The organism is Aggregatibacter sp. Marseille-P9115 (assembly GCF_920939465.1).
GTDB classification, from domain to species: domain Bacteria; phylum Pseudomonadota; class Gammaproteobacteria; order Enterobacterales; family Pasteurellaceae; genus Aggregatibacter; species Aggregatibacter segnis_B.
The window spans coordinates 1,937,474-1,952,165 of record NZ_OV100759.1 but is presented as its reverse complement, the minus strand read 5'-3'; the positions used below and the strand labels follow the sequence as shown (position 1 = coordinate 1,952,165).

Genomic DNA, 14,692 nt, shown 5'->3' with positions numbered 1-14,692 from the left:
TTCACCGCACTTTTTTCTTTCATTATGGCTAAAACAACGTTAACGCCTGTCTTACAATGTGCTCTGCCGTAAGTTCGTATTCATTCATCAAAAAGTCTAACGAACCGACTTGTCCGTAGCGTTCTTTAATACCGATTCGGCGCATTGGGGTTGGACAATGCTCCGCTAACACTTCCGCCACCGCCGAACCTAAGCCGTTTTGAATGCTGTGATTCTCGCAAGTGACAATCTTGCCTGTATTCTTAGCACATTGAATAACGCATTCCTGATCCAACGGTTTAAGCGTAAACATATCCACCACTATGGCTTGAATGCCTTGTTCTGCCAACATCTCCGCCGCCTTCAAGGCTTCTGCGACCATAATGCCGTTGGCAATTAACGTAATGTCTTTGCCTTCACGGAGCACTTTTGCTTTGCCAATAGTGAAGGTTTCATTTTCATCGTAAATTTTGACCGCACTTTTACGGATGGTACGCACCCAGTAAAAGCCTTTTAATGCCACTAGCTGTCGAACGATATTTTTCATCATGGCGCCGTCGGTAATTTCCAACACCTTGGCATGTGCCAACCCACGAATGATCCCCATATCTTCAAAAGACATATGCGTGCCGCCGTTATACACCGCCGTGACACCCGCATCGGATGCAATCACTTTCACGTTCGCCTGTTGATAATCCACCGACATAAACAATTGATCCAAGCAACGACGGCTGGCAAAAGAAGTGAAGGAATGGAAGAATGGGATATGTCTGGCAATAGCAAGCCCTGCCGCCATGCCTACCACATTGGCCTCCATAATGCCGCAGTTAATCACTTGATTCGGCAGTTTTTTCTGCACGGTATCCATGGTCATGCAGCTCATTAAATCGGCATCCAATTCAATCACCAACGGATTTTCTTGCATACATTCTTGCAAGGTGTTGGCGTAAATTTTGCGCATTTCTAACGCATCGCGCTCTAACTTAATCGCCATATTCCGCCTCCAATTTATCTATTGCCAACTGAATCTGTGCACGGCTTTCGTCGTTTAAACGTAAGTGATGATTGTTAGCAAGATTCTCGATATAAGGCACACCTTGCCCTTTTTTAGAATCTAAAATCACGGCTAACGGACGGCTTGAAGCGGCGGAAAGTACTCGACAAAGCGCTTCAATATCATCTCCTTTCACTGTTTCCACAGCAAAACCGAAGGCTGCAAATTTCTCCTGCAAACTGAATGGATTGATGATGTCCGTTAAGCAGCCGTCTAATTGCAATTTGTTGTAATCTACAATCACGCACAAATTCGTCAAATTATGGTGGGCTATAAACTGGAAGGCTTCCCAGCATTGCCCCTCATTCAATTCACCATCGCCGACAATACAAAACGTGCGATTTAATTTACCGCGTAATTGATGAGAAAGAGCAATGCCAGCAGCAATGGAAATACCCTGCCCCAAAGATCCTGTGGTAGCATCCACGCCCGGCGTTTTCAAACGATCGGGATGGCTTGGCAAAAAAGTACGGTCGGTATTTAAAGTAAAAAGTTGCTCGAGAGGAAAATAACCTTTTAAGGCAAGGGTGGCATACAAAGCAGGCCCCGCATGGCCTTTGGATAACACAAAATAATCGCGTTCTTCCCAGTTGGGATCTTCCGGTTTCAGGCGCATAACCTTGCCGTATAATACGGCAAGGGTTTCCACAATGGAAAGGCTACCACCGAAGTGGCCAAAGCCTAAATGCACCAGCGATTTTAATGTGTTAAGACGAATTTTCTGAGCAAACTGTTGAAGTTCTGCAGTATTCATCTTTTCCACCTTATTTTTTCATGACTGGTTTCTTCGCAATATAGTTATAGCCCACCAGCAACATGAAGAGACTCACTACAGAGATTAAAATCATTTCTTTAGAGAAATATTGTGCCATGTAACCTAATAAAATACCGACACCACCGAAGTCCGCATCAGAGAAGGTAGTATTAGCAAAACCAAGCGAACCTAACACAGGCAATAAAAAGACCGGCAAGAAAGTAATCAACAAGCCGTGAGCAAATGCGCCTAGAATCGCGCCACGACGACCACCTGTAGCATTACCGAATACGCCAGCCGTTGCACCACAGAAAAAGTGCGGTACGACACCAGGTAGAATAAGAACCCAGTTTAATTGATTTAACAATGCCAAGCCGACAATTCCTCCCACAAAACTGGAAAGAAAGCCGATAAGCACAGCATTTGGTGCATATGGGAAGACAATCGGGCAATCCAATGCCGGTTTAGCCTCCGGCACGAGTTTTTCAGAAATCCCCGTAAAGGCAGGTACGATTTCCGCCAAAATCAAACGCACACCTTGCAAAATGATGAACACCCCGGCTGCGAAAGTAATTGCTTGAATCGCGGCATACACTAAATAATGTTGTCCGTTACTGAATTGTGTCGTGACATATTCGCTACCGGAAGCGATGGCAAGAATAAAATAAATCACCATCATGGTTAGCGAAATTGAAATAGAGCTATCACGCAAGAAACTCAAATTCTTCGGCAAATCCATTTCCTCTGTAGATTTAGAGCCTTTGCCTACAGCTTGACCAATCGCGCCAGAAAGCACATAGCCCAAGGTGCCGAAATGCCCAAAGCCCACATCGTTACTACCGGTAATTTTCTTCATATAAAAATGGGCAATCGCCGGGAAAAAGGCCATGACAAGACCTAGCGCCAAGGAACCGGTAAAGATCAATTCGATGCCCTCTAAACCCGCAACCGTTAAAATCACCGCAATCATACACGCCATATAAAACGTATGGTGTCCAGTTAAGAAAATGAATTTTAAACGGGTAAAACGCGCGACTAAAATATTTGCCACCATACCAAACGCCATGATAAGTGCGGTCGCCGTACCATATTTTTCCACCGCCATGGAAACGATAGCCTCGTTATTCGGAATGATCCCTTGCACATTAAAGCCATGTTCAAACATCCCTCCCAGTGGCGCAAGAGAACCAACCAATACACCGGCACCGCCACCTAAAACAATAAAACCTAGAATAGTTTTAATCGTACCTTTCACTACATCAGGAAAGGATTTTTTCTGCATCAATAAACCAACCAAAGCTATAAGACCAACTAAAATAGAAGGCACTTTTAAGATGTCTAAAATAAAGAAAAGTAGAGAGTCCATAGTCCTTCCTCCTTCAGTTATCGATTAAAATAGGCAGACAATTTTTCTTCAAATTCACTGACACTCACAATATTTTTCACAATAACAATTTTTTCCATCGGAATTGAACTACTTTGTGCAATGTCGCTCGCCATAATAAACACATCCGCATCATTTACTGTCACCGATGCCAAATCCGTATGAGCCACTTCAACATCAATCCCCAATTTAGCGAGCGCCTTTTTAGCATTCATTTCCATCATAAAGCTGCTCCCTAAACCGGAACCGCAAACTGCCATTATTTTCATAATTTTTCTCCTATTGGGTTAATCACAATTAATGACTTCTGATATGGCTGACACATCGGAAGAATTCGCTAAATGTTTCATCACAACTTGTGGTGTAATTAAAAAATAAGACTCACTTTCATCATAAACTGGAAAACGTCGTTCAAGATAAGGGGATGCTATCAACGCAGATTGGTGTCGTAATTTTGTAGCAACTCGCTCTGTCTGCTGCCATGTTTCAGCAGTATTCGCGAATTGAATTAGAGAAAGGGGCAAATGATCTTTTAGCATAGTTCATCCCTGTTCTTGGATAATTGAAGCCAGTCTATTGTGGAATGATGCTATTGATCAATGCATAGGTTCTAAAACTGTGATCAGAGCGACACTTTGATAAGAGAATATGGTGATATAGCAACACTAAATTAACAAAAAAGTGCGGTCAATATTTCCAGCGCTTTAAAACGCCCCGAAAAATGACCGCACTTTTCTTGCATTAAGTACACGGAAACTGACTATTTCCCTTCCGCCAAATTTTTCTTTCCTTCCAATTCTTCCCAACGCATAAATGCCCTTTCCAGTTCGGCTTCGGCATCTGCCAACGCTTTCAGTTTGGCATCCGTCGCATCGTGAGATTGTTGGAAGAAATTCGGGTCACCGATTTCGGTTTGAAGTGCGGTGATTTTTTCTTCTAAATCTTCCAACAGTTTCGGAAGCTGTTCCAGTTCGCGCAGTTCTTTGTAAGAAAGTTTAACGGATTTGGGTTTATTGGAAACAGCTTTATTTTCCACCGCACTTTCTTCTTTTTTCGGCTCAACTTTTTTCTGTTTTTCTGCGTTCTGTTCCGCTTTTTGAGCAAAATAATTGGCTTGTTGCTGTTTGGCATCGAAGAAGCCTCCGACATATTTATTCAACACGCCCTCGCCTTCAAAGATGTAGCATTCCGTCGCAGTGTTGTCGATGAATTGACGATCGTGGCTGACGATGAGCAATGTGCCTTGGTAATCGGTGAGGATTTCTTCCAAAAGCTCCAAGGTTTCTACGTCCAAGTCGTTAGTCGGTTCATCGAGAATCAATAAATTATTCGGTTTTAATAATAATTTTGCCAATAACAAGCGATTACGTTCACCACCGGAAAGGGCTTTTACCGGCGTCATGGCGCGTTTTGGTGGGAACAAGAAATCTTGTAAATAGCCCAACACATGGCGTTTGATGCCGTTGACTTCCACGTCCTGCTTGCCATCGGCAACGTTGTCCATGACGGATTTTTCCGGATCGAGATCAGCACGGTATTGGTCGAAATAAGCGATATCTAGCTTGGTCCCACAGCGTATGGATCCACTTGTGGGTTGAATTTCGCCGAGTAGCAATTTGATAAAGGTGGTTTTGCCACAACCGTTCGGACCAACTAAAGCGATTTTGTCGCCGCGTAAAATGGTGGTACTAAAATCTTTAAGTAATTGTTTGCCGTCAATGTCGTAACTGACGTTTTCCATTTCAAACACGATTTTGCCGGAACGGCTGGAGGTGTCTAATTGCAATTTTGCGGTGCCCATCACATCACGGCGTTGGCGACGTTCTTCGCGCATGGCTTTTAACGCACGCACGCGACCTTCATTACGGGTGCGACGGGCTTTAATACCTTGGCGAATCCAGACCTCTTCTTGCGCTAAGCGTTTATCAAATAACTCGTTTTGTAACACTTCTACCCGCAAGTTTTCTTCTTTCGCAGTAAGATATAAATCGTAGTTGCCGGGGTAAGACACCAATTTGCCGCGATCTAAATCCACGATGCGGGTCGCCATTTTGCGAATGAAAGAACGGTCGTGAGAAATAAACACAATGCTCCCGCCAAATTCCATCAGGAAATTTTCCAGCCATTCGATGGCATCCACATCCAAGTGGTTAGTCGGCTCATCTAACAACAACACATCCGGATTACACACTAAGGCGCGCGCCAAAGCAGCTTTACGCAACCAACCACCGGATAAATCAGCAAGCTTAGTATTCGGATTTAATTCCAGTTTTTGTAACACTTCATTGATTTTATTTTCAAACTGCCAGCCGTTGGCGTGTTCCAATTTCGCTTGAATTTGAGCGAGTTGGTTTAACGTCTGCTCGCTGTAATGCTGCTCTAGCTGCACGGAAATATGATGGTATTCCTTCAATAAATCCGCCAAATGCTCAATCCCTTCCGCCACATAATCAAACACATTGCCTTCTGCATGGCGCGGCGGATCCTGCTCTAAACGGGACACCACCAAGTCTTTTTCATACTGCACTTTGCCATCATCCATAACGACATCACCGGCAATAATTTTAAGCAATGTAGATTTGCCTGCGCCATTGCGGCCGACTAAACAGACGCGTTCGTTAGGTTCGATATGTAACTCCGCATGATCCAATAAAGGGGCGTCGCTGAAAGAAAGATATCCGTTGGTTAAGCTGATAAGTGCCACAAAAAATCCTTTAAAAATAAAAAAAATAGTCATGAAATGACTTATGCATCGACAAGCTCAGCAAGCGTCATTTCATATTAATGATAAATAACGACCGCACTTTAAAGTTGCTGATACACCTTCAATGCATACGCATCCGACATGCCGGCAATGTAATCGCAAATCACGCGTTTTTTACCGTTTTCTTCTGCATTCCTCCAGCGGTTGGCTGTGTTGGTTGGGAGTAATCGTTGCGGATCCGAATCAAAAATTTGGAACAGCTCTGTCAAAATACGCTGACCTTTGTATTCTACACGTTGCGTTTCCACATTATTGATCACGTATTTCTGGACAAAATTTTTGAATACTTTTAATACGCCCACCACTTCCGACGGTAATTCCGCGTTATAACGCAACAGCGGATCGCTAAATTCAGGCTGAATTTTCCAACGCACATTGGTGATGAAATAATTCACTAACGCACCGATAGCGTTTTTGCGTAAGTAATGTTGATCAGAAAACAGTTTTGTACTGATATCTTCAATATGTTGTCGCATCCAATCTGATTGACAGTCTTTCAATGCATTCAAGGCCTCTTGCCATTGCTGCATATTGACCACACCGACGACGATGGCATCTTCCAAATCATGCACGCCATAAGCGATGTCATCCGCTAGCTCCATAATGCTACAGTCGAGGGATTTAAAACGAGTCTTTAAAATCTCTTGCGGATTTGACCGCTCTTTTTGGAGTGAACCGAATAACGCACTTTCAGTTTCAGAAAGCGGTTCGAGCAACCAGTTAAACATATCAAGATCATCACGGAATAATCCTTTCCCCGGTCGCCAGTCGGCAATTTTGACATAACGAGGATCACTATGCTGGGTTTCGGCTAATTGATCATATTGCGCGGAAGAGACATCCAAAATGGTCGGGTATTTCACAATACCAAGAATGGTACGACGGGTTAAATTCATGCCGGCATTGGGCGTGTAAGGTTCAAGCTTGGTGAGCAAACGAAAGGTCTGCGCATTGCCTTCAAAACCGCCATTATTGCGCATCATATAATTGAGTGCGACCTCGCCACCATGCCCAAAAGGCGGATGGCCGATGTCGTGCGCAAAACACAAACTTTCGATTAAATCATTGGTGGGCAACAAAGGGCTAAGTTGCTTTTGTAACTCGCTTTTATCCTGAGACAGTTGTTGTGCCAAGGTAGCAAAGGCTTCAGCAAATTTGAGTTGCGCCACAAGGCTGCTGCCGATTTGTGCCACTTCTAAAGAATGGGTTAAGCGAGTTCGGTAGAAGTCATTTTCTCCCACCGCATGAATTTGCGTTTTTGCTTGTAAGCAGCGAAAAGCGGCAGAATGGAGAATACGTCCGCGATCCCGACGAAACGGCGGACGGTGGTCTTTTTCCCGTGGTTTATCGTCAATAAAACGTTGCTGCCAACGGGGATTAATTTGATTTTTCATGCTATACCAATGCGTAGATCAATTTGAAGACAAAAGGTGCCAAAATTGAGCTAATGATACCGCACAATACTAAAGAAATGGAACTGTAACTCCCTGCTTTTGCATTATTTTCCATGCAACTGACCGTGCCTAACGCATGAGAAACAGCCCCAACGGATAAACCAATCGCTTCTTGATTTTTTAAGCCGATTTTTTTTAAGAGTAAATAGCCGAAAATGGAGCCTTGCAAACCGGCAACAACAACCCCAACAGCCGCCACCGAAGGAATCCCGCCCAAATTTTCAGAGACTGCCATGGCAATCGGTGTAGTAATAGATTTCGGTAAAATAGTCGCCACAATATCCGGTTTCGCCCCCAGAAGTAATGCCAATACGGCGCCACTCATCATAGATAAAAGAGAAGCGGACACGGTGGTAATCAAAATGATTTGCCAATGACGAGCAATTTGACGAATTTGTTCATATAACGGCACCGCCAACGCAACAATACTCACGCCCAATAAATTATTGAGCGGCGCATTGCCGGCCATATAGGTGTCATAAGGCAGATGAAATGCCAGCAAGACAGCCACTAACATTAGCACGGTTAACACAAAGCTATTTAATACCACAGACTTCCAGCGTTGATTGATTTTCACCGCCAAAACAAAAGCAAGAATTGTCAATAATGTGTAAGCATAAACAAGATAAGACATCATTCCTCCTTCGCCCGTTTTTTCATGATTTTATGTTTGAGGTGTGTAAAGGATTTGAGGGAAAACAGATAGTCAGACAGTAAACCGATCACAACCAAGGTCACGCAAGTACTGACCATATTCGGCACTAATAATTCTTTCATTTGATCCATGAGCAAGCCGGAATATTTGACGATTCCCACACTGACCGGCACAAATAATAACGCCATATAACGAATTAAAAGACGGGAGGAAAACATCACCCATTCCACTTTGACGATACGTAACACCAAACAGGTAAACAGCAGCAATAATCCCCAAATACTTGATGGAATACCAATAGGAACGTAATGGGCGATAAGTTCGCCCAAATACAACATGAAATACAATAGAAGCAACGATCTGACTAAATCAAAAACTTTCCGATACATTATAAAAACTCAACTTTTTTTTTAAACTTTAAAATAATTTTACTCCTATTTAGTTAGGAGGGGAATTTATTATTCAAAACGTGGAGGGAGTAAAGCTAGAAAAGAAAAAAGTGCGGTCAACATTTCACAGATAAAAAATCATCAAATGTGTTGAATTTTATACAGTTAAATAAAATTACAAAGTTTTTACTTGCAACTGAAATACAATCCCTTATAATACCACTCGTTTTTACGAGACTTATCAGTGTTGCCTGGGTGGCGAAATTGGTAGACGCAGCGGATTCAAAATCCGCCGTTGAATAAACGTGTCGGTTCGAGTCCGACCCTAGGCACCAATAATAAGTTTCTGAAGAATAAAAGCTGCGGTAAAACGCAGCTTTTTTTGTAACTAAATCTTCCCTTCCGCTTAAAATTTACCGAGAAAAACGACCGCACTTTTAATGCGCTAATGATTATGCCACAAGGATTTTTCTGTATTCTACTGTTGCTACTCTCTTTTACACTTCAGGCAAAAACGCTTACCTGTCGTGTTGTAGGCATCACTGATGGCGACACCTTTAGCTGCCTAACCACAAATAACCAACAGATAAAAGTACGTTTAGCCGAAATTGACGCCCCTGAGCATAACCAACCTTTCGGTAGAAAATCTCGTCAACGACTTGCTTCACTCATTCACCAACGACATGTCAAACTGGCGGTTACAGGAGAAGATCGTTATCACCGCACGTTAGCCACGGTATATAATTCCCAAGGGCAAAATGTCAATTTAATCATGGTGCAACAAGGCATGGCCTGGGCATATAAACAATATGCGACGACGCCCATTTATGCCCAAGCTGAACAAATTGCCCGAAATAAACGCCTTGGTTTATGGCAGGATCGTTCTCCAATTGAACCGCACTTATGGCGTCATTCCAAAAGGTAAATTACATGAATTTTGAGCCTATGACATTTCGTCAATATTTTCCTTATTTCACGCATAACGATGCAGTAGTCTATTTAGATAACGCTGCAACAACATTAAAACCACAATGTCTCATTGATGCCACGGTGGATTTTTACCGGTCTGCCGGTTCAGTGCATCGTAGCCAATATGATGAAAAACAGACCGCACTTTACGAGCAAGCGCGTACTCGTGTAAAACACCTCATTAATACGGAAGATGAACAAGCGGTCATTTGGACATCAGGCACTACTCAAGCGATTAATACCGTTGCAAATGGCTTATTGCCACATCTAAAGACAGGCGATGAAATCATTATTAGTGAAGCGGATCATCACGCCAATTTCGTTACTTGGCATCAAATTGCCGAAAAAAGCGGGGCAAAACTTCATATATTACCGATTGATGATAGTTGGTTAATTAACACCGAAACCTTGTTAAAACAATTAAATCCAAATACTAAACTAGTGGCGTTAAATTTTGCATCGAATGTCACCGGTACTCAGCAACCTGTCAAACAACTGATTCAGCACATTCGAGACAAGAGTTCCGCCTTCATTTTGTTAGATGCCGCGCAGGCAATTAGCCACGTTAAAATCGACTTAGCCGAATTGGATGTGGATTTTATTGCTTTTTCCGCCCATAAAATTTACGGGCCAACCGGACTTGGCGTGTTAAGCGGAAAATTATCCTCACTCAATTTGCTACAACCGCTACAATATGGCGGTAAAATGATCCGCAAAGTCAGCAAAGAGCAAATTACGTTTTCAGCGTTGCCTTACCGCTTAGAAGCCGGCACTCCCAATATTGCCGCCGTTATTGGTTTCAACGCAGTATTAGCGTGGCTGAGCCAATGGGATATTACAGAAATGGAATCCTCCGCTGTACGTTTAGCGGAAATCACTCGCCGGCGCTTAAGCCATTATGAAAAATGTAAACTCTTTAATTCGCCACAACCAAGCTCTGTGATTAGTTTCATTTTTGAAGACATTAACGCTTCCGATTTAGCCACATTGCTGGCAGAACAACAGATTGCGCTACGTGTTGGAGAACATTGTGCCCAGCCTTATTTGGCGCGCTTAGGACAAACGGCTACGTTGCGCTTATCTTTTGCGCCGTACAATGTTGTATCAGAGGTAGAGGCTTTCTTTAACGCATTAGATAAAAGTTTAGAATTATTAAGATGAATATTGAACAACAATTAGTTGAAACAAAACATTGGGAAGAACGCTATCGCTTGATTATTCAAGCTGGAAAAAATCTTCCTGAACCAAGTGAAGAGGAATTTGCAACGATGCAAAGCATTCCGGGCTGTGAAGTGCAAGTCTGGTTTACATTCACGGAAAAAACAGACCGCACTTTTCACTTTCAAGCTTACAGCGAAGCGCGGATTATGAACGGTTTATTATGGATTTTGTTACAGCACATTGAAAATCAAACTGCTGAAGCTTTGCGCCAATTTGATCTAACCGCTTATTTCAATGCATTAGGTATTGCTCAACGGTTAAGTTCTACTCGATTAAATGGCTTGAAGCATATTGAAAAAATGTTGCATAACTTATAAATAAAAAAGCGCGAATAAACCGCGCTTTTTGTTTGTGTTATTTTTCCAAATGTTTAATTTTCTTGATCACGTTCGATGTGGAAAAACCATTTTCAAAATTCAGCACTTTCACCTCGCCACCGTTTGCCCAAACTTCTTGACTACCAGCAATGTCTTCTGGTTTATAGTCACCGCCTTTCACCAATAAATCAGGCAAGACTTCACCAATTAAACGTTGCGGCGTATCTTCATCAAAGGCAACCAGCCAATCCACAGAAGAAAGACCGGCAAGCACCGCCATTCTCGAGGCTAAATGATTAATCGGTCGTTCTTCCCCTTTTAAGCGTTTTACCGATTCATCCGTATTCACAGCAACAATTAAACGGTCGCCTAGCTTACGGGCATTTTCTAAGTAAGACACGTGACCAGGATGCAAAATATCAAAACACCCGTTTGTCATCACGATTTTCTCGCCACGATCTTTTGCCAATTTAACCGCTTGTTTCAATTCAGCCTCGGTCATCACACCAAAACCGGTGGTAGTTCGTCCATGAATCGCATTTTCCAACTCGACGGTTGAAACGGTTGATGTGCCCAATTTACCCACCACAATACCGGCAGCCACATTGGATAAATAACAGGCTTCTTCAAAGCTACGGCCATCCGCTAACGCGATTGCAAGCACACTGATCACCGTATCGCCGGCCCCTGTCACATCAAAGACTTCTTTTGCCTCTGTCGGTAAATGGAATACCGGTTGATTTGGACGCAATAAGGTCATACCTTTTTCAGAACGAGTCACTAAAAGTGCGGTGAGATTAATGTCTGAAATGAGTTTCAGCCCCTTTTCGATAATATCTTGTTCGGAATGACATTTCCCCACGACCGCTTCAAATTCCGACATATTCGGCGTTAGCAAGGTTGCACCGCGATAACGTTCAAAATCAGTCCCTTTTGGATCGATCAATACTGGTACATTGGCATTACGCGCAATTTGAATCATTTTTTGTACATCATTTAAGGTGCCTTTGCCGTAATCCGAAAGCACTAAAGCACCGTAATTTTTGACCGCACTTTCTAATTTTTGTAATAAATTTTCGCTTGTTACATTTTGAAAGCCTTCCTCAAAATCAAGACGTAAAAGCTGTTGATGGCGGGATAAAATACGTAACTTGGTAATCGTTGGATGGGTAGATAATTGGACAAAGTTACAATCGATTTTTTGTTGTTGTAATAATGCGGTTAATGCAACACCCGCCTCATCCTGACCGGTCAAACCAAGTAACTGTACCGGCACATTTAATGACGCAATGTTCATCGCCACGTTTGCTGCACCGCCTGCACGCTCTTCATGTGTCTGAACGCGCACCACCGGCACCGGCGCTTCCGGCGAAATTCGATTGGTCGCACCAAACCAATAGCGATCCAACATCACATCGCCTAATACCAAAACTTTTGCCTGATTAAATTGTGCAGAATATTGAGCCATTTGATTTTCTCTTAACTTATTGAAATAAAAAATTCTGCTAATATTACCACAGGGGAAATGCTATTTCCTAAAAATTCCGTTAAACTAAAAACCAATTGAAGTCACCCTGTAATCCTTATGGCAAAATCAGTTCTCCCAACGTTTAAAATTGAATTTCTCCATCCAAAACACTGGGGCTTTTGGCTCGCACTCGGTATTTTCCGCTTAATTCTACTGTTGCCTTACCCTATTTTATGCAAAATTGGCAATGGATTAGGTTGGCTGTTTGCTAAAACCGGTGTGGGCAAGCGACGCGCTAAGATCGCGAAGCGCAATCTGGAACTTTGCTTTCCTGACTGGTCTGAACAACAAATTCATCAGATTTTACAAGCCAACCTACGTGCCACCGGAATGGCGATTATTGAAACAGGTATGGCGTGGTTTTGGTCTGATCGTCGTATAAAAAAATGGTCAAAAATTGAAGGGCTTGACTATTTAAAAGACAATTTGGCAGACGGTATCATTTTCGTCGGCATACATTTCTTAACGCTGGAGTTGGGTGCTCGCATTGTTGGCATTCATCAACCGGGGATTGGGGTTTATCGCCCTAACGACAATCCATTATTTGATTGGCTTCAAACACAAGGGAGATTACGCTCCAATAAAGCGATGCTGGATCGTAAAGATCTCCGTGGCATGATTAAGGCGATACGAAATGGGGATATTATTTGGTATGCACCGGACCACGACTATGGCCGAAAAAATGCCGTTTTCGTGCCGTTCTTTGCGGTTCCTCACGCTGCAACAACAACCGGCAGTTATTACTTATTAAAGTCTTCTCCAAACAGTAAAGTGATTCCTTTCGCGCCGCTTAGAAACGCAGATAATTCCGGCTATACGGTCACCATCTCTCCGCCGGTCGATTTTTCTGATCTACGTGATGAAACTGAAATTGCGACAAGAATGAACCAAGTGATTGAAACAGAAATTATGAAAGGCGTTGAACAGTATATGTGGCTCCATCGCCGCTTTAAGACACAACCGAATGAAGAGAATCATTTATATAAATGACTAGATACAAAAAAGGTGAGCCGCAAGCTCACCTTTATTTTGAATGATTTTTTATAATGCTTCTGAATCTAACTCATCAGCCATCGCAGAGAGAATTTCACGCGTTAAATAAGCCAAAGAACGATAAAACGGCAGTGTAGCCTGTGTTTCAACTTTCACTAAAAACTTAGTTGCACAAGGCAGAAGAAAACGTTCAAATAATTCCTGTTGAGCACTTAAAGAATCCGCATTATCTTCCAACCAAGATGCGGTTAACAATAACATGGCAAAATGATCGATATTCTGGGCTTCAGGCAAACCACGAACTTGGCGAAAATCATGAAACTCTTCAACAGAAATGTCATACGCAGAAATTTCTGTTGCAACATTTCCGGATTCACCAAAAAGCTTTTGGTATTCTTTATCTAACAAGGTTAAATCAATTGCCATTTGTAATGAATCTAACGCCTTTTGGCTGTTATTATCTTCGTTTAATGCCCAAACTTGAGATAAATTACCTTGATTTAGCCAAGCAAATACACCGGATAAAATAGGATCTGTCGGCTGACGATAAAATAAATTACCAAATAATCGACTAATCAAAGAAAAGTTATTTAATTGTAGGTTCTCTTGCATTATGCCTTATCCTCTTTCGCTAAAAGTGCGGTTAGATTTTCTTGCGTTTTTTGTGTCGCAAGATTCAAAATATTCAAATAACCTGCTTCATTTAATAAATGTATATCGCCAAAAATATCATGCTGAATATCCGTAATACCGCAGAAATTAAATAAACCATCAACCAAACAGGTTTGCAACGCTTTATCAAAATTCAGACTTTGGTAACGCTCAAGATTATTTCCCATGGTGATAAAATGCTGCATTTTTTTATCGCTCAATAAACCTACCGAACAACCATTTTCAGTTTGATAAGCAAAGCCATAACTCAGCACCCGATCCAAATATCCTTTCAAAATTGCCGGAAATCCCATCCACCAAAGAGGATAGGCCAACGTAATCAAATCAGCATCTTTTATCAGATTTTGTTCAAATTTCACTTCTTCCGGTACAATGCCAGCCTGACAAGCACCTAATTCATCCCAAGACAAAACGGGATTAAAATTTAATGTGTAAAGATCTCGTACAATCGTTTCGACATTCATTTCATGAGATGCCTGAACAATACGTTCTACTAAAGCTCGATTAAAACTTTGTTGGTTAGGGTGAGCAAAAATAATTAAATGCTTCATTAACGTCC

16 protein-coding genes and 1 tRNA gene are annotated in these 14,692 nt (G+C 42.2%); 5 read left to right on the top strand and 12 right to left on the bottom strand.

Annotated features, from left to right (window positions below):
* Positions 1-28 precede the first annotated feature (28 nt).
* From LQ983_RS09415 to LQ983_RS09375, 9 genes are all read right to left on the bottom strand, one after another.
* Complete coding sequence (locus LQ983_RS09415; RefSeq protein ID WP_230622494.1) at positions 29-973, bottom strand: transketolase family protein; 945 nt, start codon at positions 971-973, stop codon at positions 29-31.
* A complete protein-coding gene (locus tag LQ983_RS09410; protein WP_230622493.1) occupies positions 963-1,787 on the bottom strand; it encodes a transketolase in 825 nt (274 codons plus the stop codon). The genes LQ983_RS09415 and LQ983_RS09410 overlap by 11 nt, the downstream gene beginning before the upstream one ends.
* A gap of 10 nt (positions 1,788-1,797) precedes the next feature.
* On the bottom strand, positions 1,798-3,153 hold the full coding sequence (locus tag LQ983_RS09405) for a PTS ascorbate transporter subunit IIC (protein WP_230622492.1): 1,356 nt from the start codon (positions 3,151-3,153) through the stop codon (positions 1,798-1,800).
* A 17-nt stretch (positions 3,154-3,170) separates the two neighbouring features.
* A complete protein-coding gene (locus tag LQ983_RS09400; RefSeq protein WP_230622491.1) occupies positions 3,171-3,440 on the bottom strand; it encodes a PTS sugar transporter subunit IIB in 270 nt (89 codons plus the stop codon).
* Positions 3,441-3,458: 18 nt separating this feature from the next.
* Positions 3,459-3,710 carry a hypothetical protein gene (locus tag LQ983_RS09395; RefSeq protein ID WP_111306463.1) on the bottom strand — a complete coding sequence of 84 codons (252 nt, stop codon included), beginning with the start codon at positions 3,708-3,710 and terminating at the stop codon, positions 3,459-3,461.
* 221 nt (positions 3,711-3,931) lie between these two features.
* The gene (locus LQ983_RS09390) at positions 3,932-5,875 is read right to left on the bottom strand and encodes an ABC transporter ATP-binding protein (protein ID WP_230622490.1); all 1,944 of its coding nucleotides are present in this window, start codon (positions 5,873-5,875) and stop codon (positions 3,932-3,934) included.
* Positions 5,876-5,976: 101 nt separating this feature from the next.
* Complete coding sequence (locus LQ983_RS09385; RefSeq protein WP_230622489.1) at positions 5,977-7,329, bottom strand: anti-phage deoxyguanosine triphosphatase; 1,353 nt, start codon at positions 7,327-7,329, stop codon at positions 5,977-5,979.
* A gap of 1 nt (position 7,330) precedes the next feature.
* Positions 7,331-8,026 (bottom strand): CidB/LrgB family autolysis modulator, encoded by a 696-nt coding sequence (locus tag LQ983_RS09380; RefSeq protein WP_230622488.1) that lies wholly within the window; start codon positions 8,024-8,026, stop codon positions 7,331-7,333.
* Positions 8,023-8,433, bottom strand: coding sequence for a CidA/LrgA family protein (locus tag LQ983_RS09375; protein ID WP_230622487.1), 411 nt, complete (start codon positions 8,431-8,433; stop codon positions 8,023-8,025). The genes LQ983_RS09380 and LQ983_RS09375 overlap by 4 nt, the downstream gene beginning before the upstream one ends.
* Before the next feature lie 249 nt (positions 8,434-8,682).
* Between LQ983_RS09375 and LQ983_RS09370 the strand changes: the two genes are divergently transcribed.
* From LQ983_RS09370 to LQ983_RS09355, 4 genes are all read left to right on the top strand, one after another.
* A tRNA-Leu gene (locus LQ983_RS09370) sits at positions 8,683-8,768 on the top strand.
* Between the two features lie 113 nt (positions 8,769-8,881).
* Positions 8,882-9,358 carry a thermonuclease family protein gene (locus LQ983_RS09365; protein WP_230622486.1) on the top strand — a complete coding sequence of 159 codons (477 nt, stop codon included), beginning with the start codon at positions 8,882-8,884 and terminating at the stop codon, positions 9,356-9,358.
* 5 nt (positions 9,359-9,363) lie between these two features.
* Complete coding sequence (locus LQ983_RS09360) at positions 9,364-10,563, top strand: aminotransferase class V-fold PLP-dependent enzyme (protein WP_230622485.1); 1,200 nt, start codon at positions 9,364-9,366, stop codon at positions 10,561-10,563.
* Entirely contained in the window at positions 10,560-10,940 is a 381-nt protein-coding gene (locus tag LQ983_RS09355) for a SufE family protein (RefSeq protein ID WP_230622484.1), read from the top strand. Before LQ983_RS09360 ends, LQ983_RS09355 begins: the two co-directional genes overlap by 4 nt.
* 37 nt (positions 10,941-10,977) lie before the next feature.
* Here the strand turns inward: LQ983_RS09355 and hldE are convergent, their stop codons facing one another.
* Complete coding sequence (hldE, locus tag LQ983_RS09350; protein WP_230622483.1) at positions 10,978-12,408, bottom strand: bifunctional D-glycero-beta-D-manno-heptose-7-phosphate kinase/D-glycero-beta-D-manno-heptose 1-phosphate adenylyltransferase HldE; 1,431 nt, start codon at positions 12,406-12,408, stop codon at positions 10,978-10,980.
* 117 nt (positions 12,409-12,525) lie between these two features.
* On the opposite strand from hldE, the gene LQ983_RS09345 reads away from it, so the two are divergent.
* Complete coding sequence (locus LQ983_RS09345) at positions 12,526-13,458, top strand: Kdo(2)-lipid IV(A) acyltransferase (RefSeq protein WP_230622482.1); 933 nt, start codon at positions 12,526-12,528, stop codon at positions 13,456-13,458.
* A gap of 51 nt (positions 13,459-13,509) precedes the next feature.
* On the opposite strand, the gene LQ983_RS09340 is transcribed toward LQ983_RS09345, so the two are convergent.
* Both LQ983_RS09340 and LQ983_RS09335 read right to left on the bottom strand, forming a co-directional pair.
* On the bottom strand, positions 13,510-14,073 hold the full coding sequence (locus LQ983_RS09340; protein WP_230622481.1) for a molecular chaperone: 564 nt from the start codon (positions 14,071-14,073) through the stop codon (positions 13,510-13,512).
* Positions 14,073-14,684: an NAD(P)H-dependent oxidoreductase gene (locus LQ983_RS09335; RefSeq protein ID WP_230622480.1), complete on the bottom strand. Its 612-nt coding sequence runs from the start codon at positions 14,682-14,684 to the stop codon at positions 14,073-14,075. The genes LQ983_RS09340 and LQ983_RS09335 overlap by 1 nt, the downstream gene beginning before the upstream one ends.
* Between the last annotated feature and the right edge of the window lie 8 nt (positions 14,685-14,692).

Excerpts from the sequence above, each read along its gene's own strand:
- LQ983_RS09405 (WP_230622492.1), bottom strand. The coding sequence starts at position 3,153 with ATGGACTCTCTACTTTTCTTTATTTTAGACATCTTAAAAGTGCCTTCT.
- LQ983_RS09375 (WP_230622487.1), bottom strand. The coding sequence starts at position 8,433 with ATGTATCGGAAAGTTTTTGATTTAGTCAGATCGTTGCTTCTATTGTAT.
- LQ983_RS09395 (WP_111306463.1), bottom strand. The coding sequence starts at position 3,710 with ATGCTAAAAGATCATTTGCCCCTTTCTCTAATTCAATTCGCGAATACT.
- LQ983_RS09360 (WP_230622485.1), top strand. The coding sequence starts at position 9,364 with ATGAATTTTGAGCCTATGACATTTCGTCAATATTTTCCTTATTTCACG.
- LQ983_RS09415 (WP_230622494.1), bottom strand. The coding sequence starts at position 973 with ATGGCGATTAAGTTAGAGCGCGATGCGTTAGAAATGCGCAAAATTTAC.
- LQ983_RS09410 (WP_230622493.1), bottom strand. The coding sequence starts at position 1,787 with ATGAATACTGCAGAACTTCAACAGTTTGCTCAGAAAATTCGTCTTAAC.
- LQ983_RS09335 (WP_230622480.1), bottom strand. The coding sequence starts at position 14,684 with ATGAAGCATTTAATTATTTTTGCTCACCCTAACCAACAAAGTTTTAAT.
- LQ983_RS09345 (WP_230622482.1), top strand. The coding sequence starts at position 12,526 with ATGGCAAAATCAGTTCTCCCAACGTTTAAAATTGAATTTCTCCATCCA.
- LQ983_RS09365 (WP_230622486.1), top strand. The coding sequence starts at position 8,882 with ATGATTATGCCACAAGGATTTTTCTGTATTCTACTGTTGCTACTCTCT.
- LQ983_RS09400 (WP_230622491.1), bottom strand. The coding sequence starts at position 3,440 with ATGAAAATAATGGCAGTTTGCGGTTCCGGTTTAGGGAGCAGCTTTATG.
- LQ983_RS09355 (WP_230622484.1), top strand. The coding sequence starts at position 10,560 with ATGAATATTGAACAACAATTAGTTGAAACAAAACATTGGGAAGAACGC.
- LQ983_RS09340 (WP_230622481.1), bottom strand. The coding sequence starts at position 14,073 with ATGCAAGAGAACCTACAATTAAATAACTTTTCTTTGATTAGTCGATTA.
- hldE (WP_230622483.1), bottom strand. The coding sequence starts at position 12,408 with ATGGCTCAATATTCTGCACAATTTAATCAGGCAAAAGTTTTGGTATTA.
- LQ983_RS09380 (WP_230622488.1), bottom strand. The coding sequence starts at position 8,026 with ATGATGTCTTATCTTGTTTATGCTTACACATTATTGACAATTCTTGCT.
- LQ983_RS09385 (WP_230622489.1), bottom strand. The coding sequence starts at position 7,329 with ATGAAAAATCAAATTAATCCCCGTTGGCAGCAACGTTTTATTGACGAT.